Annotated in this window: 26 protein-coding genes; 14 read left to right on the forward strand and 12 right to left on the reverse strand. The window is 57.5% G+C overall.

The window, feature by feature from the left end; genetic code table 11:
* Positions 1-54: 54 nt before the first annotated feature.
* Positions 55-384 carry a hypothetical protein gene (locus tag J1G33_RS08190; RefSeq protein WP_032879596.1) on the forward strand — a complete coding sequence of 110 codons (330 nt, stop codon included), beginning with the start codon at positions 55-57 and terminating at the stop codon, positions 382-384.
* On the opposite strand, the gene J1G33_RS08195 is transcribed toward J1G33_RS08190, so the two are convergent.
* Together J1G33_RS08195 and J1G33_RS08200 are read right to left on the reverse strand one after the other, a co-directional pair.
* A complete protein-coding gene (locus J1G33_RS08195; protein WP_005791208.1) occupies positions 355-993 on the reverse strand; it encodes a LysE family transporter in 639 nt (212 codons plus the stop codon). The two genes, J1G33_RS08190 and J1G33_RS08195, sit on opposite strands and share 30 nt — an antisense overlap.
* Positions 994-1,019: 26 nt before the next feature.
* A complete protein-coding gene (locus tag J1G33_RS08200) occupies positions 1,020-1,826 on the reverse strand; it encodes a 2OG-Fe(II) oxygenase family protein (protein ID WP_032879594.1) in 807 nt (268 codons plus the stop codon).
* Positions 1,827-2,055: 229 nt separating this feature from the next.
* On the opposite strand from J1G33_RS08200, the gene J1G33_RS08205 reads away from it, so the two are divergent.
* Positions 2,056-2,748 (forward strand): NBR1-Ig-like domain-containing protein, encoded by a 693-nt coding sequence (locus tag J1G33_RS08205; protein ID WP_005791214.1) that lies wholly within the window; start codon positions 2,056-2,058, stop codon positions 2,746-2,748.
* Between the two features lie 8 nt (positions 2,749-2,756).
* Here the strand turns inward: J1G33_RS08205 and J1G33_RS08210 are convergent, their stop codons facing one another.
* The gene (locus J1G33_RS08210) at positions 2,757-3,392 is read right to left on the reverse strand and encodes a LysE family translocator (RefSeq protein ID WP_032879592.1); all 636 of its coding nucleotides are present in this window, start codon (positions 3,390-3,392) and stop codon (positions 2,757-2,759) included.
* 156 nt (positions 3,393-3,548) lie between these two features.
* On the opposite strand from J1G33_RS08210, the gene J1G33_RS08215 reads away from it, so the two are divergent.
* Positions 3,549-3,920, forward strand: a complete 372-nt coding sequence (locus tag J1G33_RS08215) for a PH domain-containing protein (RefSeq protein WP_032879590.1) — start codon at positions 3,549-3,551, stop codon at positions 3,918-3,920.
* A 145-nt stretch (positions 3,921-4,065) separates the two neighbouring features.
* Here the strand turns inward: J1G33_RS08215 and J1G33_RS08220 are convergent, their stop codons facing one another.
* The gene (locus J1G33_RS08220) at positions 4,066-4,299 is read right to left on the reverse strand and encodes a hypothetical protein (RefSeq protein WP_032879588.1); all 234 of its coding nucleotides are present in this window, start codon (positions 4,297-4,299) and stop codon (positions 4,066-4,068) included.
* Positions 4,296-4,808: a T6SS effector amidase Tae4 family protein gene (locus J1G33_RS08225; RefSeq protein ID WP_032879586.1), complete on the reverse strand. Its 513-nt coding sequence runs from the start codon at positions 4,806-4,808 to the stop codon at positions 4,296-4,298. Before J1G33_RS08225 ends, J1G33_RS08220 begins: the two co-directional genes overlap by 4 nt.
* 227 nt (positions 4,809-5,035) lie before the next feature.
* On the opposite strand from J1G33_RS08225, the gene J1G33_RS08230 reads away from it, so the two are divergent.
* Positions 5,036-5,320 (forward strand): barstar family protein, encoded by a 285-nt coding sequence (locus J1G33_RS08230; RefSeq protein WP_032879585.1) that lies wholly within the window; start codon positions 5,036-5,038, stop codon positions 5,318-5,320.
* A gap of 146 nt (positions 5,321-5,466) precedes the next feature.
* Here J1G33_RS08230 and J1G33_RS08235 read toward each other — a convergent pair whose 3' ends face one another.
* A complete protein-coding gene (locus J1G33_RS08235; RefSeq protein ID WP_216092077.1) occupies positions 5,467-5,841 on the reverse strand; it encodes a cytochrome c family protein in 375 nt (124 codons plus the stop codon).
* 30 nt (positions 5,842-5,871) lie between these two features.
* Entirely contained in the window at positions 5,872-6,303 is a 432-nt protein-coding gene (locus J1G33_RS08240; protein ID WP_032879580.1) for a VOC family protein, read from the reverse strand.
* 180 nt (positions 6,304-6,483) lie between these two features.
* Here J1G33_RS08240 and J1G33_RS08245 point away from each other — a divergent pair, with 180 nt between their 5' ends.
* The 8 genes from J1G33_RS08245 to J1G33_RS08280 all read left to right on the forward strand — a co-directional run bounded on the left by J1G33_RS08245 (position 6,484) and on the right by J1G33_RS08280 (position 15,855).
* A complete protein-coding gene (locus tag J1G33_RS08245; RefSeq protein ID WP_032879577.1) occupies positions 6,484-6,864 on the forward strand; it encodes a response regulator in 381 nt (126 codons plus the stop codon).
* Between the two features lie 194 nt (positions 6,865-7,058).
* Positions 7,059-7,673, forward strand: coding sequence for a biliverdin-producing heme oxygenase (locus J1G33_RS08250; protein ID WP_032879575.1), 615 nt, complete (start codon positions 7,059-7,061; stop codon positions 7,671-7,673).
* On the forward strand, positions 7,670-9,898 hold the full coding sequence (locus J1G33_RS08255; protein ID WP_032879573.1) for an ATP-binding protein: 2,229 nt from the start codon (positions 7,670-7,672) through the stop codon (positions 9,896-9,898). The genes J1G33_RS08250 and J1G33_RS08255 overlap by 4 nt, the downstream gene beginning before the upstream one ends.
* Positions 9,899-10,039: 141 nt before the next feature.
* Positions 10,040-10,225, forward strand: coding sequence for a hypothetical protein (locus tag J1G33_RS08260; RefSeq protein ID WP_146097887.1), 186 nt, complete (start codon positions 10,040-10,042; stop codon positions 10,223-10,225).
* Between the two features lie 126 nt (positions 10,226-10,351).
* Complete coding sequence (locus J1G33_RS08265) at positions 10,352-12,253, forward strand: alkaline phosphatase D family protein (RefSeq protein ID WP_032879572.1); 1,902 nt, start codon at positions 10,352-10,354, stop codon at positions 12,251-12,253.
* A 409-nt stretch (positions 12,254-12,662) separates the two neighbouring features.
* On the forward strand, positions 12,663-13,676 hold the full coding sequence (locus tag J1G33_RS08270) for a diguanylate cyclase (protein ID WP_032879571.1): 1,014 nt from the start codon (positions 12,663-12,665) through the stop codon (positions 13,674-13,676).
* Positions 13,677-13,790: 114 nt separating this feature from the next.
* Positions 13,791-15,044 (forward strand): aspartate aminotransferase family protein, encoded by a 1,254-nt coding sequence (locus J1G33_RS08275; protein WP_032879569.1) that lies wholly within the window; start codon positions 13,791-13,793, stop codon positions 15,042-15,044.
* A gap of 94 nt (positions 15,045-15,138) precedes the next feature.
* On the forward strand, positions 15,139-15,855 hold the full coding sequence (locus tag J1G33_RS08280; protein WP_032879566.1) for a hypothetical protein: 717 nt from the start codon (positions 15,139-15,141) through the stop codon (positions 15,853-15,855).
* Positions 15,856-15,957: 102 nt separating this feature from the next.
* Here J1G33_RS08280 and J1G33_RS08285 read toward each other — a convergent pair whose 3' ends face one another.
* Positions 15,958-17,052 carry a pyridoxal phosphate-dependent aminotransferase gene (locus J1G33_RS08285; RefSeq protein WP_032879564.1) on the reverse strand — a complete coding sequence of 365 codons (1,095 nt, stop codon included), beginning with the start codon at positions 17,050-17,052 and terminating at the stop codon, positions 15,958-15,960.
* Between the two features lie 211 nt (positions 17,053-17,263).
* Here J1G33_RS08285 and J1G33_RS08290 point away from each other — a divergent pair, with 211 nt between their 5' ends.
* Both J1G33_RS08290 and J1G33_RS08295 read left to right on the forward strand, forming a co-directional pair.
* On the forward strand, positions 17,264-17,869 hold the full coding sequence (locus tag J1G33_RS08290) for a helix-turn-helix transcriptional regulator (RefSeq protein WP_005791243.1): 606 nt from the start codon (positions 17,264-17,266) through the stop codon (positions 17,867-17,869).
* Positions 17,856-18,734: a queuosine precursor transporter gene (locus J1G33_RS08295; RefSeq protein ID WP_032879563.1), complete on the forward strand. Its 879-nt coding sequence runs from the start codon at positions 17,856-17,858 to the stop codon at positions 18,732-18,734. The genes J1G33_RS08290 and J1G33_RS08295 overlap by 14 nt, the downstream gene beginning before the upstream one ends.
* A 141-nt stretch (positions 18,735-18,875) precedes the next feature.
* On the opposite strand, the gene queC is transcribed toward J1G33_RS08295, so the two are convergent.
* The 4 genes from queC to J1G33_RS08315 form a co-directional block, all read right to left on the reverse strand.
* Positions 18,876-19,574: a 7-cyano-7-deazaguanine synthase QueC gene (gene queC / locus J1G33_RS08300; protein ID WP_032879562.1), complete on the reverse strand. Its 699-nt coding sequence runs from the start codon at positions 19,572-19,574 to the stop codon at positions 18,876-18,878.
* Between the two features lie 167 nt (positions 19,575-19,741).
* Positions 19,742-20,629: a heme o synthase gene (gene cyoE / locus J1G33_RS08305; protein ID WP_005791249.1), complete on the reverse strand. Its 888-nt coding sequence runs from the start codon at positions 20,627-20,629 to the stop codon at positions 19,742-19,744.
* 11 nt (positions 20,630-20,640) lie between these two features.
* Entirely contained in the window at positions 20,641-20,976 is a 336-nt protein-coding gene (cyoD, locus tag J1G33_RS08310; protein ID WP_003194051.1) for a cytochrome o ubiquinol oxidase subunit IV, read from the reverse strand.
* Positions 20,976-21,602 carry a cytochrome o ubiquinol oxidase subunit III gene (locus tag J1G33_RS08315; protein WP_005791252.1) on the reverse strand — a complete coding sequence of 209 codons (627 nt, stop codon included), beginning with the start codon at positions 21,600-21,602 and terminating at the stop codon, positions 20,976-20,978. Before J1G33_RS08315 ends, cyoD begins: the two co-directional genes overlap by 1 nt.
* Between the last annotated feature and the right edge of the window lie 3 nt (positions 21,603-21,605).

The raw sequence follows: 21,605 nt of genomic DNA on the forward strand, positions 1-21,605 counted from the left end.
TTTTTTTCGCCTGTGAAAAAGTGCCGGGCGTGGCAGTGGGGGGTTAGTGAGACCATGGAATTGATGCTTGAAGCGGTTGCACTGTTCGCCCTGAAGCTGGCGCATGAAACCGAGGACGGCAGCCCGCTGCTGCGCGATGATCCTGCAATGGATGGCTATGAACGCGAAGTGTTTGGGTTGTTGGTGCGCCAGGGAAACCTGGCTGAGATCCAGTTGAAGCTCGATGAGTGCATCACCCAGGCGTTGATTGCATTGGGTGGAGCGGACAGCGTGCTCGGGCGTGAATTGCTAAAGCTATCCACCCCTGTGCAAAACATCTCTCACCTTGATGAGTTGATATGCCCGCTGACCGTTCTAAAGGGCTATCTGAAAGATGTGCAATGAATCGGTGATCAGCATAACGGCCAGGTACACCATCAATACCGCCACCCCTGCATCCAGCCAACGCCAGACCGCTGGCTTGCGAAACAATACTGTCAACCGCTGACAGCACAGCGCCAACACCACAAACCACACGAGTGATGCCGTCATGGCGCCTGTCGCGAACAGTGCCTGTTGGCCCGCAGGTTTCGTGGCGCCGATAGAACCAATCAGCACCACGGTATCCAGCCATGCATAAGGGTTGGCAAAGCCGAGTATGACCGCCGAGCGCAACAGCCCTCTTTGCGAATTGCCGCCTTGAGCATCCGGCATGGACTGATCCCGGATACAAGCCAACAGACGCTGGCCACCAAACCAAAGCAGATAGGCCGCTCCGGACAATAGCAATAGCGCCATCACCTCAGGCCGACTTCCCAATAACGACCCTAAACCCGTGACCCCGAAAGCGATCAGGAAAATATCGGCCAATACGCAAATGGCGACAACGCCCCAGATCGGCCCGCGACCGACACCTTGGCGGATCACCAGGGTGTCTTTCGGGCCTGGGGCGGCGAACAGTCCGATGCCCAAGAGCAAACCTTCGATGTAAAGGGCATTGAAGTGAGGAAACATGGACTGTTCGAGCCCTCCAGGACTATTTAGCGCAGTTGAATCGGCTGATTACCGAAACCGGTATGACGAGCATTCACCGTGCTGCCCAGGTCAATGGGTTTCTGGCGGTAAAAGGTCGTCAGCAACTGGTCCGGATTGGGGTTTGCAAAGTAAATCAATGAGCTTCTGGCGACCGGTTTGCTGGGCGCAAGTACAGCATGGTAGGCGGCAGGCACGGCATGATCGGAGAGCTCTGTCAGCAAGGAGCCCGCCAGCACCGCGACCTCGTTCTCCAGAAGGCGTACAGGTTCCAACGATCGTCCCTTCATCAAGACCAGCCCTTCGCGGGTAGGCTTGATAAACGAAAGCATATGCCCGTCTTCATGAGGATCTTGAGCAAATTTACGAGAATGGTCTTTGGCCTGTGGACCGTAGACACACAACTGGATATACGATGCCGCGCGAAAGGGGGCCAAGGGTGCCACGCCAAATTCCTCGCAAATGCCATCCATCACCCCCTGGGCCAACTCGCTCATCTGTCGTTCAAAACTGCCGACTGCGGCAACGAAAGTACTTCGGGTGAATTCGAAAGCGGTTCTTTTTGAAGCGTGCGCGGGCCAGTAACAAAACCGCTCGCACAGGTCAGGGTGATCCTCGACAAGGGAGTACTCGGCGCCAAAAGGGAAAAACCCATCCGTGTCCTGGGCAAAGGAAAATTCATCCTTGATGGCCTGGGGAATGGCCGAATACCCATCGATGATCTTTTTGTAGTCCTGCAACATCGCATCAGGAATTTGCAGAATGCCAAAGCCTGATCGGGCTATGGATTCGCAGCATGCTTTTAATCGAGACATAGCTATACCCAAAGATAGTTGTAAAGGAATGCAACACACACTAGGTTCGCAAGCATGCGAGAAACCGCGACACTGGATATAGCCAAACAGAAAGGGACCGATCCATGTCCTTCACAACGGCGCTAGCAGGTTGCGAGTGTGCAGGGCTCACTACACGCAACGGCGAGCAAGTTGTCCTTTTTGGCGAACAAGATGATGATTTTTCAAGGACGGGGATCAACGTACGGATATGAGCATCAAAACCCGCGACACACTCCGAGCACTGGTCGTAAGACGCAGCCGGGAACTGGGCAAATCCATGACAACCCTGGCCAAGGAAGCCGGTATTTCGCGTACCTATCTTTACGGATTAGCGGGTGGCATTTCACAGGATCCCTCGGTACGCACCCTGATCAAACTGGCCAAGGCGCTGCAGGTGTCCCCGTTATTGCTGTTCCGCTACTTCGCCGATTTGGCAGGCGCACCGGTCGATACCCATTCAATGGCAACCACCAACCGAGCCATCGGCCTGCATGATCTTGGCGACATTGTGGTGTTTAACGCCGACGTCACCACGCCCGACCAAACCGTCGTGCTGCCTGGCGAAACGTTTCAGAAAACCTGGGAGATCCAGAACGTCGGTACCCGCCCCTGGCGCGGTCGACGATTGGTTCGAGTGGACGGTGAATACGTCATCGCCCGTCGCACGGCTACAGGCGAGCCCCTGGAAGTGGTGATGGACAGCCACCTGCGCAGCCTTAACAACGAGGTACCGATTGCCGAAACCCTGCCCGGCCAACCGGTGCATATCACCGTAGAGTTTGGAGCGCCGAAAGAGACCTGCACGGTCACTTCGATATGGCGTATCGAAGATGAACACGGGCGCCCCTGCTATGGACCTGCATTCATCCTGCATGTGATTGTCAACGTCATGGCACGCTGAAAGCAGCCTTATTTGCGCCCTTCCACCGCCATCCGTACCGCCAACCCCATCAGCACCGACCCCATCACCCAGCGCTGCACCACCTGCCACCCCGGCCGAGTCACGAAGAACACCGCGATGGAGCCGGCCATACAAGCAATCACCGCATTGACGCTGACGCTGATGAAAATCTGCAGAGAGCCCAACACCAACGATTGCAACAGCACGCTGCCATGGCCGTTCGGTTCAATGAACTGGGGCAGCAGCGACAGATACATCACCGCCACCTTGGGATTGAGCAGGTTGGTCACCACGCCCATGGTGAACAACTTGCGCGGGCTGTCCTTGGGCAAGTCCCGCACCTGAAACGGTGAACGCCCGCCCGGCTTGACCGCCTGCCACGCCAGGTACACCAGATACAGCGCACCGCCGAACCGCAGCACGTCGTAGGCAAGCGGCACCGCCATCACCAGCGCGGTGATACCCAGCGCCGCGCACACCATATAGATCAAAAAGCCCAGCGCCACCCCGCCAAGTGAGATCAGCCCTGCGGTGCGCCCCTGGCAGATCGAGCGGGAAATCAGGTAAATCATATTCGGCCCGGGCGTGAGCACCATGCCGAGTGAAATCAGGCCGTAGGCAAGCAAGCTGGATATATCGGGCATTGTTTAGCTCCTGGATTTTTATGCTGCCGGCGTAAAATCCTTCGCCAGCACTGTAGTGTTACGCGCCATGCTAGAGCCTTGCAGGCTCAGCCGTTAGATACAGATCCGCGAGCAAAACGCCATACACCAGCGGCACCCTTCAACCAGGACAGGCACATGATCGACTTCAACAACAAAGGCTTCTTCAAGCTCAAACAAAACAACGAATACGCCGAACGCGTTTCGGCCCTGCTGATGGACGGCGAAGAAGTGGTCGACGCGTACAAGGCCATGCGCGACGGCGTGGTCTTCACCACCAAGCGCATCATCGCAGTGAACGTGCAGGGGATTACCGGCAGCAAGAAGGACTTCACTTCGCTGCCTTACAAAAACATCGTGGCGTATTCGGTGGAAACGTCAGGGACGTTTGATCTGGATTCGGAGCTGGAGATTTACTTTTCGTCGCTGGGGAAGGTGAAGTTCGAGTTCACTGGGAAAACCTCGATTGTGGAGATCTCGCGGCTGATTTCAAAGCATCTGCTGACCTGAACCTTGGGCAAAAAAAGACCTTGGCGCACCAAGGCCTTTTTTTTGCCTACACGATTCAACAGATGTACCAGATCATAATGTGGGAGGGGGCTTGCTCCCGATGGCGCCCTCCCATGAATACATGATCCGCCGAACACTTGAGAACTCACACCCCACGCCTGCGCAAATATCTGCGATACCAACCCACTCCCAGCAACACCGTAGCCAGCATCACAACCCCATTACCCACCAACCAAAATCCAAAATTTCGATTCTGTTGCGCATCCCCCTCATAAAACGGCCCGAAATAAGCCGACACTGCCACAACCAATCCGTTAAACACCGTCAGCGCCACCACAACCATCCCGATCACAAAGAGCACGCCCTTAACCACCTTCATATGACTTTCCAAAACCCTATCTCCCTGGACTCGTAATAGTCCGAGAACGTCCCCTCAATCGAAAACCCCAACTGAATACGCGGATAACTCAGCCAATTCGTCAACCGCCGCCCATTCCAAAGGTCAATGTGGTCACCACTGCGATTGCCAGACGTCTCATTCCCTCGGCGCCAAAAGTCTTTGAAAAAGATAATGCCTTGCTGCCCCGCCAACACCTCTTCGAAATCCTCAGGTTTTATCTTCTTCGGGCGCTGCAAACCGGGGATATTCGCGTCACTTAGAGCTTTGGCCATCTCCTCAGCTGCCAACACATGGCCCTCACTCTTGGCATGCTGCCAACAATAGCGCACACCTCTCAACCTGCTCAGGTCGGCGCCTGACCTGCGCAGTGCTACGCCCAGGTTAATGGCGCATTGGTCACTGAAATTTTTGGCGCCGTTGGTTCTACAAGGGGCGGCGTCTCCGAAGATTTCCGGATGGTTTTTCCATAGGGAGTTGAACGTCAGCATTAAGCGCTTCCATCGCGTATTTTTCACACGAACGTAGCAAACGCTTTGCCGCTAATACTGAGGTCAGGCGCAAATCAGAACGGTCCTACTTGGGTGTAGGCTTTGGATGCAGGCCAAGGCTCATAATGTTAATGAAAGGCCTAAAATCACGTGCTGTGAAACATGAGGACGGGTGCATTTGTCCTGGTTATATTCAAGGCGCCTGTAAATCAGCAAATGGTGCACAAGTGACCCGATCATCCATCATCAAAATAAACCTGAGCCGCATCCAAAACCCCAAAGAACTTCACGCCACACTGTGCACTTCACTCAACTTCCCCAACTGGTATGGCCGAAACTGGGATGCCTTTTGGGACGCCATCAGCGGCTTGGTAGAAATGCCGGAGACGCTTGAGTTTTCTGGTTGGGATATTTTTTCAGAGCACCTACCCCACGATGCCAAGATGCTGCGGCAGTGCTTGGCTGAGCTTGCGACCCATTACCCGGAGCTTGCGTCGCGGGTTCGCTATTGATGCTTGAGCCTAATGACAACCGACGGCGATACCTTAAGCCGAACCCAGTTCAATGTGGGAGCCTGCGCTTAACTGACTGGCATGACGGCAAGCCCCGCCACCTTCTGATCGCGTTGTGCCCGGTGGTAGCCGTCAGCCTGGGCAGCTCACTTGAGCTGGAATGTATCTAAGTACGCCAAGATATTTTCAATCTTCTGCGGATCACTGATTCCCCAGAAAATCATCCGCGTCCCACTTACCACCGATTTCGGGTCTTCGATGTAGGCCGTTAGTTTGTCCCGCGTCCAAACCACTCCCGAATTCTTCATCGCATCCGAATACTGATAGTCCGGGGTCGTACCGGCAGGTCGGCCGATAATGCCGTTCAGCTGCGGCCCAAAACCGCCGCGCGCACCTTCACCGATGCTGTGGCAGCCGCCGCAGGTCTTGGTGAAGAGTTTGCCGCCCGCTTCGGCGTCGCCAGCTGCAAACGCGGGTGCAGCGACAACGGTGAGGGCGAGAGTCAATAACACGTACTTCATCAGGGTCTCCCTATGGGTTATTGCCGTCAATTATGCCTGCTTGAACGGCCGCTCCCCCAGCCGTTCCACCAGGCGCACCAGATAACCGTCCGGGTCTTGCACGATGAACTGGCGCTGCCCGGCCTCTACGTCGCCCGCGCGGTACCAGGCATCCTCGACGTTACGGAACAACGGGCGGCCGATCTCCGACAGGCGCCGCAAGATAGGCGCTACGGCAGGCACGTCGATTTGCAAGTTGACGCCACGCCCGAAAGGCTGCTGCAAGGGCGCGGTCAACCACTGCCCGGCGTGCGGCTCGTATTGTTCCAGCATGATTTGCGCACCGTGCAGGTCGAGGTAGGCAAAGCCTTCTTCAGCGCGCTGATAGGCGATGCCGAAACCCAACTGGTCAACCCAGAATGCCAGGCTGGCACCGAGGTGGGTAACGATGAGTTCTGGCACGAGGGGATTACGCTTAAACATGGCATTCCTTGGACGTCGCAGTGGCGCTTACCTTAACGGATTATCGTGCTGACGGCGTGGGGCAAGACCACATGCTGGAACCAGCCGAATGACCACCCATCGTTTAAAAAACATCCAATCGAACCTATATACCCAACCCCCACTCCACCTTACTGAACCCCTGATGGTGGAGTAAGGATCATGGCTCAGCCATCGATTTTAGTATTGGAAGACGACGAGATCATTCGGGCGTTAATGGTGGATGTGCTGGAGGATTTCGGTGCGGTGGTGACTTCATTCCCTTCGGCGGATGAAGGGATGATTTATCTGGAGCGGGGCGACGACCCTGTGGACTTGATTGTCAGTGATATTCAAATGCCCGGCCTGCTCAATGGCTACGACTTGAGCCGCGTAGTGGCTCATCGCTGGCCTGAGGTGCAGGTGGTGCTGACTTCCGGCAATACGAAGATCGCCACTCAATTGGGCAGCTCGGTGCGGTTTCTGCCTAAACCATGGAGCACCGATCACTTGCTTGAGTGCGTGCAAACGGCGTTGACCCAGCAGGGACCGCCCATGCATTGATAGCGTCGCGATATCATCCGGACCGAACTCGTGGCGTGCCGTGGGGTCATTTGGAATACAGGGAGCGACTTTTCTGATCCACTGGTCAGCCTTTTCGCTTCTTGCGCTCAGCTGACGACAACGAGTTGTGTAGAATTGTCGCCCATTTTCATGCGTCATTCCTGGCCGACAGGCCCACAGTTCGAGCTCATTGAATGCACTCACAGGCCCATGACGTTGGTGCGCCATCCTTGCTGGAAACGTTGCGCACGGGTACCGGCCTGTTGCATGTCGCGTTGGAAAAGCGTTTGCCGTTTTTTTCCGAACGCCTGGATGCCCAGTGGTATCGGCGATTGCTGCAGGCGTACTACGGTTTTTATCAACCCATGGAGGCGGCGCTGTACGACGGTGGCCTGATTCCGGATGGAATTGATATTGCGTCACGTGTGAAAACGCCGACGCTGGTTAACGATCTGCGCGCTCTGGGCCTGGATAGTCCCACCCTAGATGCCCTTCCCCGCTGCACCCAACTCCCCGCGCTGGACACTCCTGCCGCTTGCCTCGGCGCCCTGTATGTACTGGAAGGTGCAACGCTCGGCGGCCAGGTATTACGCCGGGAGATGGCGTCACGCCTGGCGATCGAAGCCGACAACGGCGGTGCGTTTCTCGATGTCTACGGTGCCGAGACCGGCCGGCGCTGGAAAGACTTTCTCGACTACCTGGCTCATCAGCCACTGGATGCGAGCGCTCGAGCGCGCGCAGTGATGGCTGCCCGGTCCACTTTCAGCGGCTTTGAGCAATGGCTCGAACGCCAGGAGGTACTGCTATGAAACCCGAAGATTTTGAAGAGCTGCTTGCCAACTGTGCCGACGAGCCCATCCGCTTCCCCGGGGCAATCCAGCCTCATGGCGTGTTGCTGACGCTGTCGGAGCCTGAGCTGAACATCATTCAGGTCAGTGCCAACGTCGGCACCTTGTTCGGCCACACGCCCGAGGCCTTGTTGAATCAACCGTTGCACACGTTGATTGGCAGTGAACACGCTCAGGTGGTGCAGTCGATGGCCGAGCACAATACCTTTATCGACGCCCCACCCCTGCATGTCACGCTCAACGGTGCTCAGTTCGAAGGTTTGCTGCATCGTCATCAGAACGTGCTGGTGTTGGAATTCGAACCCTTGCTCGCGGATTTCAAACCCCAGGTACGCAATGGTCTCACCAGCAACCTGAGCAAAATGCTGCAACGCCTGCAATCGGCCAAGACACTGCAAGCGCTGTACGCCATCAGCGTGGATGAAATCCAGGCCATGACCGGTTATGACCGAGTGCTGATCTATCGCTTCGAAGACGAAGGCCATGGTCAGGTAATCGCTGAAGCCTCGGCGCCGGCCATGGAATTATTCAACGGCCTGTTCTTCCCCGCGTCCGACATCCCCGAACAAGCCCGTGAGCTGTATCGCACCAACTGGCTTCGGATCATCCCGAATGCGTCCTACGAACCCGTACCGCTATTGCCAAAATTGCGCCCGGACACCGGCCAACCGCTGGACCTGAGCTTCGCTACCCTGCGCAGCGTGTCGCCGATTCACTGCCAATACATGCAGAACATGGGCGTGTTGTCGTCCATGAGTATTTCGCTGATGAAGGGCGACAAACTCTGGGGCCTGATCAGCTGCGGCAACCGCGAGCCGCTGCTGGTGCCGAACGATCTGCGTATGACCTGCCAGACCATCGGTCAGGTGCTGTCGTTGCAGATCAGTGCCATGGAAGCCTTGGAGTTAAGCCGCCAGCGAGAGGAGAAAGTCGAAACCCTGGCGTTGCTTGATCGGGCGATGAAAGCCAGCGACGACAATGTGTTCGACAGCCTGGCCCACCACGGTAAAAAACTGATGGACCTGACCTTGTCGGGCGGTGTGGCGATCATCGAAGACAAGCAGTTGCACCGTTACGGCAACTGCCCGGAACCAGCGCAAATCCGGGCGCTGCACAAGTGGCTGCAAACGCTGGGCCAGCCGGTATTTTCCAACCACAACCTGGCTTCGGTGTACCCACCGGCCGCCGAGTATCAGGCGGTGGCCAGTGGTGTGCTCGCCATGAGCCTGCCCAAGCCTGTGGATAACGGTGTGTTGTGGTTTCGCCCGGAAGTCAAAGAGAACATCAATTGGAGCGGTGACCCGAGCAAGCCGCTAAATCTGGAAACTTCTGACACTGGCCTACGCCTTCGCCCACGCACGTCGTTTGAAATCTGGAAAGTGGAAATGGCCGGCATTTCCACCAAGTGGAGCCACGGCGACCTGTTTGCCGCCAATGACCTGCGCCGCTCGGCCCTGGAAAATGACTTGGCCCGCCAGGTGCTGCGCGAACAACAAGCGGTGCGTGCCCGTGACGAGCTGGTCGCAGTGGTTTCCCACGACCTGCGCAACCCGATGACAGTTATTTCCATGCTCTGCGGCATGATGCAGAAAGCCTTCAGCTCCGACGGCCCACACACCTCACGGCGGATTTCCTCGGCCATCGACACCATGCAACAGGCCGCCGGGCGCATGAATGTGCTGCTGGAGGACTTGCTCGACACCTCGAAAATCGAAGCCGGACGCTATGTGGTCAAGCCGGTTGCGCTGGACGTCAGCCAGATATTTGAAGAGGCATATTCGCTGCTGTCGCCACTGGCCTCGGAAAAAGGTATCGACCTGTCGTTCAACGCCGAGCCTGGCCTGCAGATCAGCGCCGACCCGGAGCGCTTGTTCCAAGTGCTGTCGAACCTGATCGGCAACGCCATCAAATTCACTCCCCGCCAGGGCAACATCGGTATCAGCGCCATGAGCAACGGCGAAGAGATCGTGTTTTCGGTACGCGATTCCGGTGAAGGCATTGCGCCGGATCATTTGCCCCATGTGTTCGACCGCTATTGGACCCAGTCCGAGAACAATCCCACCGGCAGCGGGCTGGGGCTGTATATCACCCAGGGGATTGTCCAGGCCCATGGTGGTCGGATCGAAGCCGACAGTGAATTGGGGCGCGGCAGTGAATTCAGGTTTACGGTGCCTAAGCCTGCTTGAGACACACCAAATTCCTACTAGCCAAACATATGGTTACCTATGGCCGGGAACGAAAAACCCGGCCAGCCTCACTCAATCAGTGCGCACTCAAAGGGAGTATTGATGCGACAACAGTCCTCCAATTGAGTAAGGGGTTTTACCATGTTCATCGGCAATTCGTTTCACAGCTTCAGCTATAACATCCAGCAAGGCTTAAAAGATAACCAGCCTCCAGCCAATCCCGCACCAACTTCTTCGCCGCTTGACGGCCCCCCACAGGGGCAGGACACGCAACCAAAACCCAAAGGTTCGGGTATGACCTCTCTCGGAGGAGGCAAACTGACTTAAACCGTTACGGGTCACCGGCAACAAGTGCAGTGCAGTGCAGCGCACCGCGCTGCACTTGCGTTAACAAAACACTGACATCCTCTGCGTTATCCTCTCCAGTCCCACTTGGTATGAGCTGCATTTTTCATGCATCAACCCGACATCCTGCCTGCCGTCATCGCAGGTCCCCTGCTAAGGCGCCTTGAACCGCAGCGCCTGGTTATCTGGTTGGTGGGCAGTCGCGCCCTGCCACTGTGCTTGAGGCTGCAATTACCCCAGGGCGAGACGCTGAATATCCCGCTCGATGCAACGCACTGCCAAGTCGTGCCCGTCGGGCGCCATGCCGTTATCCACTTGATCGACGTAGCGCTGAGCGACGCTCTGCCCCAGGACGAGGTCATCGGTTACGACCTGATCGTCGACGGCATCGGCATCGCACAATGGGCGCCGCACTTGCTGTATGCCGACGCCACAACGCCGAGCTTCGTGCTGCATAGCCGCATCAACCACTTGGTACATGGCTCCTGCCGTAAACCCCATCACCGTGCAGATGAAGGTTTGTTGTGCGTCGACCGCCTGTTGGCGCAGGCCCGCACCCCGCTCGAACGCCCCGCCTTGCTGATGATGAGCGGCGACCAGGTCTACGCCGACGATGTCGCCGGGCCCATGCTGCGGGCCATCCATGCGCTGATCGCGCACCTGGGCCTGTTCGACGAGTTCCTGGAGGGCGCCGTGGTAGACGACAGCGTCAGCCTCTATGGGCATCGCGCCAGCTATTACCACCGCGCCGACCTGCTTCCGGCGCTGGACAGTAACGAGACCCTGCGCGAACGCTTTTTCGGCGGCGTGAAGAAGCCGATCTTCACCAGCAGCACCGCTGACAATCACCTGGTGACCTTCGCCGAAGTCATCGCGATGTACCTGCTGGTCTGGTCGCCCACCCCGTGGACGCTGATCACACCACGACCGCCGCAACTGAGCGCGCAAGAACAACTGCGTTATGCCCGCGAACAAGTGCAGATCGATCAATTGCGCACCGGCTTGCCGGGGGTAGCCCGGGTGTTCGCCCACTTGTCGACGCTGATGATCTTCGATGATCACGACATCACCGACGATTGGAACCTCAGCGCTCAGTGGGAGCAAACCGCCTACGGCCATCCCTTCTCCAAACGCATCATCGGCAATGCCTTGCTGGCGTACCTGTTATGCCAGGGCTGGGGCAACCAACCCCAGGTGTTCGGCGAACTGCTGACCCAGACCCAGGCACTGACTGGCCAGGCGCAGGGCAATCATCTGGACGCTGCTGCCCAGGATGATCTGCTGGAGGCGCTGCTGAAATTCCAGCAATGGCATTACGTTTTGCCCACCACCCCTGCCCTGGTGGTACTCGATACCCGTACTCGGCGCTGGCGCAGCGAATTTACCCTCAAGCAACCTTCCGGCCTGCTGGACTGGGAAGCCTTGAGCGAACTGCAACAGGAGCTGCTCGACCATCCGTCGGCCATTATCGTCTCGCCTGCGCCGATCTTTGGCGTCAAGCTGATCGAAACGGTGCAAAAGGTCTTCAGTTGGTGCGGCTTCCCACTGCTGGTGGACGCCGAAAACTGGATGGCTCATCGCGGCGCCGCCCAAGTGATCCTGAACATCTTCCGCCACTCGCGCACGCCCGGTAACTACGTGATCCTCTCCGGCGATGTGCATTACTCGTTCGTCTACCAGGTGCTGATCCGTCACCGCAACGGCGGCCCGAGGATCTGGCAAATCACCAGCAGCGGCATCAAGAATGAGTTCCCGCCGCGCCTGCTGGAATGGTTCGACCGTCTCAACCGCTGGCTGTATTCCCCACGCTCGCCGCTCAACTGGTTTACCCGCCGCCGTACCATGCAGGTAGTCCCGTATATTCCGGACCATGCCGAGGCGGGTGAGCGGCTGTGGAATAGCGCGGGAATTGGCCAGGTGTTTTTCAATGAACAGGGCCAGCCGGATGAGATTTACCAACACAACGCGGATGGAAAGCCTCGAACAAAGATGCTGGCGCCCGAACCATAGCCAAACGCCACTATCCGAAAGCAGCACATCCGCCCTATTCAAACCGTGCAAGCAGCGAGGTAGAGTAGCGCCAGCCACGGAGTATCGGCGTCACCAATAATAACTGGCCCCTAGGGGGCGTTCTCAATTAGTTTCCCCGCCGCGTTGTCGCCTTAAAGCGGGCCAGGCAAGGCGCAGGCCGCAGGGAATGGTTGTTCCCTTTCCAAGGCCTGCAACGCAGGCTGGCCCGCTTTAAGGCACAACCCGAAGGGCCGGGCCTGCTGTTGTGCAGGGCTGCGTTGCTCGAAGCTTATTTGGAATGACCAAACCACGCTTCTCGCGCCTTGCCCTGCACAACAGCAGACCCGGCGCGACGGGGAAACTAATTGAGAACGCCCCCTAGAAGCCAGCCCTTGCAGGGAGCGCGCTGATGGACGATACACCCGGCAACGAGCCACTACGCAATGACTTTTCCGAACTCAACGCCGACCTGCTGCACGCCATCATGGAACTGGTCAGTGACGGGATCTGGGACTGGAACGCCACGACTGGCTACGTCTACCGCAACCCCGGCTGGTACGAAATGCTCGGTTACTCCCGAGACTCGCTGGAAAACAACGTGTTCACCTGGGAAAGCGTGATCCATAGCGAGGATTACCCGCGCGTGATGGCGTTGTTTGATGACTACATCAGTCAACGTTCGCCCCTTTACCGCGCCGAATACCGCTGCCGGAAAGAAGACGGCACTTACCTGTGGATCGAGGATCGTGGCTACATCATTGCACGCAACCCCGACGGCTCAGTGGCGCGCATGGTGGGCGCGCACCGCGACATTCATACGCGTAAATGCTCCATTGAACGCTTGCAAAAGCGCAACCAATCCCTTGAAGCACTGGTGGCAGAACGTACCCTTGAGCTATCGCGGGTCAATCAACAATTGCAGATACAGCTGGACGAAAACCGCTCCCTGGCCGAGCGCGACGCGCTGACACGCATCGCCAACCGTTATCGCCTGGAAAAATGCCTGCTGGAAGAATGCGACCGCGCCGAACGCTTTCGTGTGCCCCTGGCGCTGGTGGCGATGGACATCGATGACTTCAAGCCGGTCAATGACCGATACGGTCACGGCGTCGGTGATCAGACGCTGATAGGGGTGGCGGAACGTCTGGAAAGCTGCGTACGCACAACTGACCTGCTGGCTCGCTGGGGCGGCGATGAGTTCATGGTGGTGCTGCCTGCAAGCAACCTGGACACGGCGAAGGAATTGGCCGAAAGGATTCGCCGTGCAATCAAACAGTCGCCTATCGTCAACGACCTCAACGTCACCCTGAGCCTGGGGATTGTAGAGCGGCGCATGGGTGAGTCTCCCGCCGCGCTGGTGGCAAGGGCTGACCGAGCGCTATATCGGTCCAAGGCGGCTGGCAAAGATGGGGTGTCGGATTAATGCAGACAAGCGCTCCTTCCGATTTGGAATGACCCGGCGACTTTATTTCGTTTGCGGCAAGGCCCGGTGCGCGGCTTAGATAAAACACGCCCAGCCTTGTCGAGTACGCGATTCATGAGCCACGCCAGCATCAGCCAATCGATTTCCATCGTCCATCCCATCAGCCTCAGCCACGGTAAAAACGCTGAGGTGTGGGACACCGCGGGCAAACGCTACATCGATTTTGTCGGCGGTATCGGCGTGCTCAACCTGGGCCATTGCCATCCGGGCGTAGTGGCGGCGATTCGCGAGCAAGCAACCAGGCTTACCCACTACGCATTCAACGCCGCACCGCATACGCCCTACATCGAGTTGATGCAACGCCTGACGGCGTTTATCCCGGTGCACTACCCGGTCAGTGGCATGCTCACCAACAGTGGCGCGGAAGCGGCGGAAAATGCGTTGAAGATCGTCCGCGGCGCCACCGGGCGAACGGCGGTGATCGCCTTTGATGGAGCCTTCCACGGCCGAACCCTGGCGACCCTCAACCTCAATGGCAAGGTGGTGCCTTACAAGCAGAAGGTCGGCGTACTGCCTGGCCCGGTGTATCACCTGCCGTACCCCAGTGTCGATAACGGCGTGACCTGCGCCGAAGCGCTGAAGGCGATGGACCGTCTGTTCAGCGTGGAAATCGACGTAAACGATGTGGCCTGTTTCATCATCGAGCCGGTGCAGGGCGAAGCCGGTTTCCTCGCTCTCGATATCGAGTTTGCCCAAGCCCTGCGGTGCTTTTGCGACGAGCACAACATTCTGCTGATTGTCGATGAGATCCAGTCCGGCTTTGGTCGCACGGGGCAGCGCTTTGCCTTTTCGCGCCTGGGCATCGAACCGGATCTGTTGCTGCTCGGCAAAAGCATCGCTGGCGGCGTGCCGTTGGGTGCTGTGGTGGGGCGCAAGGCGCTGATGGACAACCTGCCCAAGGGCGGCCTCGGCGGCACCTACTCCGGCAACCCCATCGCCTGCGCGGCGGCACTGGCTACCCTTGAGGCGATGACCGATGAACATCTGCAAGCTTGGGGGGCACAGCAGGAGGCGGCCATTGTCAGCCGCCATGAAAGCTGGCGCTCACAACAACTGTCGCCCTACCTGGGCCGCCTCACCGGCGTCGGCGCCATGCGTGGTATTGAACTGGTGAATGTCGATGGCACTCCGGCCTCCAGGCAACTCACTCAGTTGCTGGGCCTGGCGCGAGACGCCGGCTTGCTGTTGATGCCCAGCGGCAAGTCGCGGCACATTGTGCGCTTGCTGGCACCGTTGACCATCGAGCCTTGGGTGCTGGAGGAGGGCCTGGATATTCTCCAGGCGTGCTTCGCGCAACTGGACCAATAACGTCACCTGCCCGAACCTGTCTTGACCTGATCCCCCACCCCGCCGAAAATGCCCGACGTTTTTGTCTCCCCGTTTACTACGCAGTGAAATTTTAATGCCTGATTCCTACACCGCAGAATCCGCCGAAGAATCCGTAACCGCCTTGCATGCCAAAGCCGAATACGAAAACGCCATCAATCTTTCACAGCATGTGCCAGCGGCCAAGATCATCAGCGAGATGGTGCTGGACGCGTTTCATACCTCCAAAGAAAGCGACCAGATCCGCGAGCTGCGCATCGCCATCCGCCAGGCCCATGACGCCTTCGACGATGACAAAGCCTACGACCTGATGGGCCAGCTCAAACAATTGAAGGACGCCGAAGCCGCCGATAACGCCGCCCTCGAAGACCTGAGCAGCAAGTTCTCGATCAGCCGCATCCTGTCCAGCTTCAAGGACGATCCCCAGTTTCAGGAACTGGTCTATGGCCTGGCCCTCAAGGTGCTGAACCAGTCGCACCAGGCCATCAGCAACCCAAGTGCCGGCAAGGGCAAGGCAGCACGTGCCAAGAAAGAAGCCGAGGTGTTCGTGATCAGCAAGGATGGCATCAGCGTCACCCTGCCGCTGCGCACACCGCGCTCCAGGCTCAGCGTGGACCGCGAAGCATTCGAGTTCCTGGGGTTCAACTTCGTAGGTGAAGGCGACGAGGCCGAACTGGAAGTGGAAAGCTTTGTGGATAACGCCGGTAATGAACAGCCGTTGAGCCGCAAAAGTGTGATTACTGCGCTGCAGCAGCAGACAGCGTTTGCCGGCTACAGCATTGCCCAGCAGTAACGCGGCAACACCGCTGGACTAAACATCACTTTCAAGAGATAGCACACTGTGGCGAGGGAGCTTGCTCCCTCGCCACAGTCATGGCTGGCTGCAGGTAATGTTTCAGCCAACAGGCGCGATCTGCGCGGCAAACACCTCGCGAAAGCGTTCCATCTCCTGCTGGTTGCCCACTGTCACCCGCACCCATTGCGGCCAGTTCTGCCATACGCGCCCCACCAGCACATTCTGTGCGGCCAGCCGCTCAACCACCTGCTCAGCTGGTTGCTTTACATCGATCATGAAGCAATTGCTCTGGGAAGCCGTGCAGCTAAAGCCCCGGCCTTTGAGCCAGGCGACTGTCTCATCACGCAACCTGGCATTGAGCGCTTTGCGTTGGCCCACCAACGTGGTGTCCTCCAGGCTGGCACGTGCGCCCAATAGGCTGGCAGCGGCCGGGACGTTGTCACCGCCGAACACCGCCAGCCGCTCCAGCAGCGCCGGATGACCGATTGCCAGCCCCAGACGCGCTCCGGCCATGCCGTAGATTTTCGAGAACGTACGCAGCACCAACAGATCGTCGTGGTCGTTGACCCAACTCACACAGCTGGGTGCATCGCAGAAGTCGATATACGCCTCGTCCACCACCAGCACGCTCCCTTGGGGTTTGTTCGCCAAGGCTTGGCGGATGGCCTCGGTAGGGGTCAGGGTGCCGGTGGGGTTGTTGGGGTTGCACAGGTACAACATGCCGGCCTGTGGGTCTGCCGCGAGCATGGCCGGTACATCATGGGCATGACCGGCGTCGAGGTTCACTTCATGCACCGGTGCCTTGATCGACTCGGCCGCCTGACGCACAAGTTCATAGGACGGTGTCGCCATGACCAGGCCACGGGTTTGGCTGGTAAACGCCAGCACCGCAAAACGCAGGGCCGCCATCGAGCCGGCAAACACCGCGACGTTTTCTTCGGCAACCCCCTGCTGGTGGGCAAACTGCGCGGCCAAGGCGTACATGTCCGGGTAGGGATAGCGCCCAGACGCTGCAATCGCTCGCTGCATCGCCTCACGGGCGGCGTCTGAAGGGCCGTAGGGGCTTTCGTTGTAGTTGAGCCGTACCTTGTCGGATTGAGCCGGCACCGGGCTGGCAACCGCCCAATCCAGCTGGCCAAGTACAGGTAACGCCGCCCCAAGCGCGAGAAGGGACCTACGGCTGAAGCTGACCATGGTGACTACTCCTTGTCGAAGTGCGAGGGATTCGCACAGGTCGGATATAACGGTATGACGAGAAAGCAGTTGCCTGATTTAGCGTCGGGACGTATCCCTGCACTCAGTACTTTATTGTCAACGCGAGCCCATGCAACACTGCGCTGCCGCGGGCCTGGAACTAGACGTTCTGCCGGGTATGGACTGATGACTAAATGGAAGTGGTGAGCACTTGATACACAGACGAGAAAAAACCGAGCACTTGAAGAGCAATATCAAGTACTTGATCAAAAGTCGTGGCGAAACCCAGCTTTCGTTAAGCAATGCCGCCGGCGTGACCAGGACGACCATCTACAACATCCTGGAAGGCAAGGTCGTCAAAGTGCAACAGTCGACCATTCGCAAGATCTCTGATTTCTTCGGCGTTTCGTACGAAGAAATCGAGACCGTCAACTTTGAAGCCAAGGAAGTCATCGAAAGCAATGTTTCCCCCCTGGGCAACAAGAACCCGGCGGCAGTGCCTGTGCTCAAGGAAAGCCTGCTGATGCAGAACCTGGGCAAGCGCATCGGCGAACTGGCCACGCTTTACCCACTGACTTACTACTTCGGCAACTCCTGCAACTTGATCGGCGTTCGCCTGGAGCATGCGATTCCCGGCATCAATGAGCCGGGGGACTTGCTGATCGTGCAGAAAGGCGCATCGAGCGACGATAAAGAAAAGCTGGTGTACGACCGCGCCACCAAGAAGCTGTTCATCACCCTTGAACCCTGCGGCAACTCAGACCGCTTGTGCGTCATCGGCGATATTCTTGAGGAGCGCTTCAATGACAACCTTTGAAGGCGCCGTGGAAAACAGCAAATACAAGTTGCTGGGCTTTGAAAATGACAAGCGCCTGGCAGTGATCATGGTGATCGCCACGGGCAAGGTCGTCAAAATCAAGCTCAGTGAGGTGCTCAACAGCGAAATGATGGACAACTTCAACAAGCTGGAAATCAAGAACCTCTACAAGAAGTTCTATTCACAAGCAGGAGCACTCACCGCCTACGACATTAACGACCGCAATGAAAACTCGTGGATGATCTACATCATCCTGAACCTGTTGCTGTTCACGTTTTACATCTTCACCAGCATCGCCGCGACCAAACCGATCTACCTGGAATCCATGGGCATCATTGTGACGCCGGGCACTTTTTTGTACCCGCTGACCTTCTTGATTGTGGATCTGCTGAACGAGAACTTCGGCCTGCGCCTGGCCCGGCGAGCCATTATGTTTGCGTTTGCCAGCAATGCGATGATCATCATCCTGTTGTATGGCTCAACGTTCCTGCCGGGGCTGCCGGGCTGGAAACTCGATGGGCCGTATAACGACGTGATCCTGCAAGTGTCGTCGGTGCTGGTGGCCTCTTCGGTGTCGTTCCTGGTCTCGGAGAATATAAACTCCTACCTGCTGTGCAAGATCAAAGAACTGACCAACTCCAGGTACCTGTACCTGCGGATTTTCTTCAGCACCTTCTTTGCGGTGATCATCGACAGTTTTCTGTTCTGCTTTATTGCCTTCTACGGCGCCATGCAGACCAGCGATATCCTGAGCATGATCTATGTGCAGATTGCGATCAAAGTCGGTTTTGCGTTCTTCAACATCCTGCCTGCCTATGGGGCGCGCTCGTTGTTCAAGCGCTACCTGACCACTGCCAACACATGAAACCTATGTGGGAGGGGGCTTGCTCCCGATGGTGGTGGGTCAGCTAAGAATGTATTTGCCTCGACACCGCTATCGGGAGCAAGCCCCCTCCCACATTTGGACTTCATACATCAGGTAGAGCCTGGCGGGCCTTGGATGCGGTTACTTCAGTTGCAACTTGTGCTTCAGGCTCTGCATGACATCCGCCTTGTTTTGCAGGTAGTCATTCAAGCCCCGGGCACGCAGGTTGCACGCATCGCAGTTGCCGCAGCCGGAGCCAATGACGCCGTTGTAGCAGGTCAGCGTCTGCTCGCGCACCAGTTCCAGTTGGTTGTGGTAATCGGCCAGGGCCCAGGTTTCGGCCTTGTTCAGCCACATCAACGGGGTGTCGAGGCTCACGTCGTATTCCATGCCCAGCTTGAGGGCCTGGTTCAATGCCTTGACGAACTCGTCACGGCAATCGGGGTAGCCCGAGAAGTCGGTTTCGCACACACCGGTAATCACGGCCTCGGCCTTGACCTGGTAGGCGTAGATCGCAGCCAGGGTCAAGAACAGGATATTGCGGCCCGGCACGAAAGTGCTCGGCAGGCTTTCGCCTGAGCTGTTAACGGTCGGTACCGGAATGTTGTCACGGGTGAGGCTGCTGATCGCCAGCTCATTGAGCAGCGACACATCCATCACTTTGTGCACGGTGGCGCCCAATTGCTTGGCCAACTTGCGGGCCACTTCGATTTCCGCCACATGGCGCTGACCATAATCGAAGGTGATGCAGTGCACTTCGTCATACTGCTTCAATGCCTGGATCAGGCAGGTGGTCGAGTCCTGCCCGCCACTGAAGACCATCACGGCTTTTTTACTCATTGCATTGCTTCCTGCATTTGTAGAATTGGGGTGTAGGAGCGAGGCGGGCGGCTAGCCCTTGCTCACGAAAAACGTCAACGATAACGCAGCGTATCCGGTTTAGCGCAGCGCTCAATAAAAAACCCCGCGCGTCTTTCGAAGGCGGGGCTTTTTTACTGCAAGACCACTCAGTGCGCGTAGGTCAGCAACAGCTCTTTCGGTACCTGGAAATCCAGGGACATCATCACGCTGAGCGCGGTGATGGTGAAGATCGAGAACACGAAGAGCTTGCGCGCCCAGACGGTGTCGTCCACCGCCTTGTAACCGGTCCAGGCCATGTACAACCAGTACATGCCCATGGCGGCGGCTACGGCGAGGTAGCTCATGCCGGCGTAGCCACTGAAGGTCAACATCAAGGTCGCCACGAGGAAGGCCAGGATGTAGAGCAGGATGTGTTTCTTGGCCACCTGGATACCACGCTTGACCGGCAATACCGGAATCGACGCAGCCAGGTAGTCATTGAAGCGGAAAATCGCGATGGCGTAGGAATGCGGCATCTGCCACAGGCTGAACATCACCAGCAGCACCAGCGCGGCCATGTCGAAGCTATTGGTTACAGCCACATAACCAATCACCGGCGGCATCGCCCCCGACAGGCTGCCCACCAGCGTGCCGTGAACCGACTTGCGCTTGAGGTACAGGCTGTAGAGGCCGACATAGATGACAAAACCGATCACGGCAAACAGCGCCGCCAACGGGTTGGCCACCTTGTACAACAACACTACGCCCGCAACACCCAGGATGGTCGCGAAGATCAGCGCCAGCTTCAGGGAAATAAGCCCCTGGACCAGCACTCGATTCTTGGTGCGTTCCATCTTGATGTCGATGTCACGGTCGATGCAGTTGTTGAACACGCATCCGGAAGCAACCACCAGGGACGTACCGATCATCGCAGCCAGGAAGATGGCCAGATCGACATGTCCCTTGGAGGCCAGGAAGAAACCGCCCGCCACAGAAAGCACGTTACCGAAAATGATCCCCGGTTTGGTGATTTGGATAAAGTGCTTAAGCGACATCGGGTCTTACCTCACTTCGCCATCATGTAGGTGTGGATGCTGAACATGATCCACAGCGACAGACCAACCAGCAGAACGATCACCAGGCCTGCGAACACAAACGCGATCACATTCTCGCGCTGCTCTTTGGAGCGATCCAGGTGCAGGAAGTACACCAGGTGCACCAGGACCTGAATCACCGCGAACGCCAGGACGATCATCAAGGTGATCGACTTCGGCAAGGTTGGGTACATCACCAGGCCGAACGGGATCAGGGTCAGGATGACCGACAGGATGAAGCCGATGGCGTAAGACTTTACGCTGCCGTGGCTCGAATCGTGGCTGTCATGGGAGTGTGCATTAGCCATTACAGAGTCCCCATCAAGTAAACGACGGTGAATACGCAGATCCAGACCACGTCCAGGAAGTGCCAGAACAGGCTCAGGCAGCTCAGGCGGGTCTTGTTGGTGTTGGTCAGGCCGTGCTTGTTGACCTGATAGATCATCACCGCCATCCACAGCAAACCTGCGGTTACGTGCAGACCGTGGGTGCCGACCAGCGTGAAGAACGCCGACAGGAAACCGGAACGGCTAGGACCGTAGCCTTCGGAGATCAGCAGGTGGAACTCGTTGATCTCCATGCCGATAAAGCCCAGGCCGAACAGGAAGGTCAGGCCCAGCCAGGTCAGCACGCCCTTCTTGTTGCCTTTGTAGAAGGCCAACATGGCGAAGCCGTAGGTGATCGAACTGAACAACAGCAAGGCGGTTTCGCCGAGCACGTAAGGCAGTTCGAAGATGTCGTGGCCCGACGGGCCACCCGCTACGTTGTTTACCAGTACCGCGTACACCGCGAAGATCGACGCAAACAAGATGCAGTCGGTCATCAGGTAGAGCCAGAAACCGTAGACGGTTATTGGCCCCGAGTCGTGGTGATGGTCATCGTGCCCATGGTCATCGACATGGGCGTGTCCAGCATTGGTCACTAAGTTCGACATGGT

Origin of the sequence: Pseudomonas sp. P867 (assembly GCF_019891455.1) — a bacterium.
GTDB classification, from domain to species: Bacteria; Pseudomonadota; Gammaproteobacteria; order Pseudomonadales; family Pseudomonadaceae; genus Aquipseudomonas; species Aquipseudomonas synxantha_A.

Coding starts and splice junctions, on each gene's coding strand:
- J1G33_RS08190 (WP_032879596.1), top strand. CDS start 55: ATGGAATTGATGCTTGAAGCGGTTGCACTGTTCGCCCTGAAGCTGGCG.
- J1G33_RS08195 (WP_005791208.1), bottom strand. CDS start 993: ATGTTTCCTCACTTCAATGCCCTTTACATCGAAGGTTTGCTCTTGGGC.
- J1G33_RS08200 (WP_032879594.1), bottom strand. CDS start 1,826: ATGTCTCGATTAAAAGCATGCTGCGAATCCATAGCCCGATCAGGCTTT.
- J1G33_RS08205 (WP_005791214.1), top strand. CDS start 2,056: ATGAGCATCAAAACCCGCGACACACTCCGAGCACTGGTCGTAAGACGC.
- J1G33_RS08210 (WP_032879592.1), bottom strand. CDS start 3,392: ATGCCCGATATATCCAGCTTGCTTGCCTACGGCCTGATTTCACTCGGC.
- J1G33_RS08215 (WP_032879590.1), top strand. CDS start 3,549: ATGATCGACTTCAACAACAAAGGCTTCTTCAAGCTCAAACAAAACAAC.
- J1G33_RS08220 (WP_032879588.1), bottom strand. CDS start 4,299: ATGAAGGTGGTTAAGGGCGTGCTCTTTGTGATCGGGATGGTTGTGGTG.
- J1G33_RS08225 (WP_032879586.1), bottom strand. CDS start 4,808: ATGCTGACGTTCAACTCCCTATGGAAAAACCATCCGGAAATCTTCGGA.
- J1G33_RS08235 (WP_216092077.1), bottom strand. CDS start 5,841: ATGAAGTACGTGTTATTGACTCTCGCCCTCACCGTTGTCGCTGCACCC.
- J1G33_RS08240 (WP_032879580.1), bottom strand. CDS start 6,303: ATGTTTAAGCGTAATCCCCTCGTGCCAGAACTCATCGTTACCCACCTC.
- J1G33_RS08245 (WP_032879577.1), top strand. CDS start 6,484: ATGGCTCAGCCATCGATTTTAGTATTGGAAGACGACGAGATCATTCGG.
- J1G33_RS08250 (WP_032879575.1), top strand. CDS start 7,059: ATGCACTCACAGGCCCATGACGTTGGTGCGCCATCCTTGCTGGAAACG.
- J1G33_RS08255 (WP_032879573.1), top strand. CDS start 7,670: ATGAAACCCGAAGATTTTGAAGAGCTGCTTGCCAACTGTGCCGACGAG.
- J1G33_RS08260 (WP_146097887.1), top strand. CDS start 10,040: ATGTTCATCGGCAATTCGTTTCACAGCTTCAGCTATAACATCCAGCAA.
- J1G33_RS08265 (WP_032879572.1), top strand. CDS start 10,352: ATGCATCAACCCGACATCCTGCCTGCCGTCATCGCAGGTCCCCTGCTA.
- J1G33_RS08270 (WP_032879571.1), top strand. CDS start 12,663: ATGGACGATACACCCGGCAACGAGCCACTACGCAATGACTTTTCCGAA.
- J1G33_RS08275 (WP_032879569.1), top strand. CDS start 13,791: ATGAGCCACGCCAGCATCAGCCAATCGATTTCCATCGTCCATCCCATC.
- J1G33_RS08280 (WP_032879566.1), top strand. CDS start 15,139: ATGCCTGATTCCTACACCGCAGAATCCGCCGAAGAATCCGTAACCGCC.
- J1G33_RS08285 (WP_032879564.1), bottom strand. CDS start 17,052: ATGGTCAGCTTCAGCCGTAGGTCCCTTCTCGCGCTTGGGGCGGCGTTA.
- J1G33_RS08295 (WP_032879563.1), top strand. CDS start 17,856: ATGACAACCTTTGAAGGCGCCGTGGAAAACAGCAAATACAAGTTGCTG.
- queC (WP_032879562.1), bottom strand. CDS start 19,574: ATGAGTAAAAAAGCCGTGATGGTCTTCAGTGGCGGGCAGGACTCGACC.
- cyoE (WP_005791249.1), bottom strand. CDS start 20,629: ATGTCGCTTAAGCACTTTATCCAAATCACCAAACCGGGGATCATTTTC.
- cyoD (WP_003194051.1), bottom strand. CDS start 20,976: ATGGCTAATGCACACTCCCATGACAGCCACGATTCGAGCCACGGCAGC.
- J1G33_RS08315 (WP_005791252.1), bottom strand. CDS start 21,602: ATGTCGAACTTAGTGACCAATGCTGGACACGCCCATGTCGATGACCAT.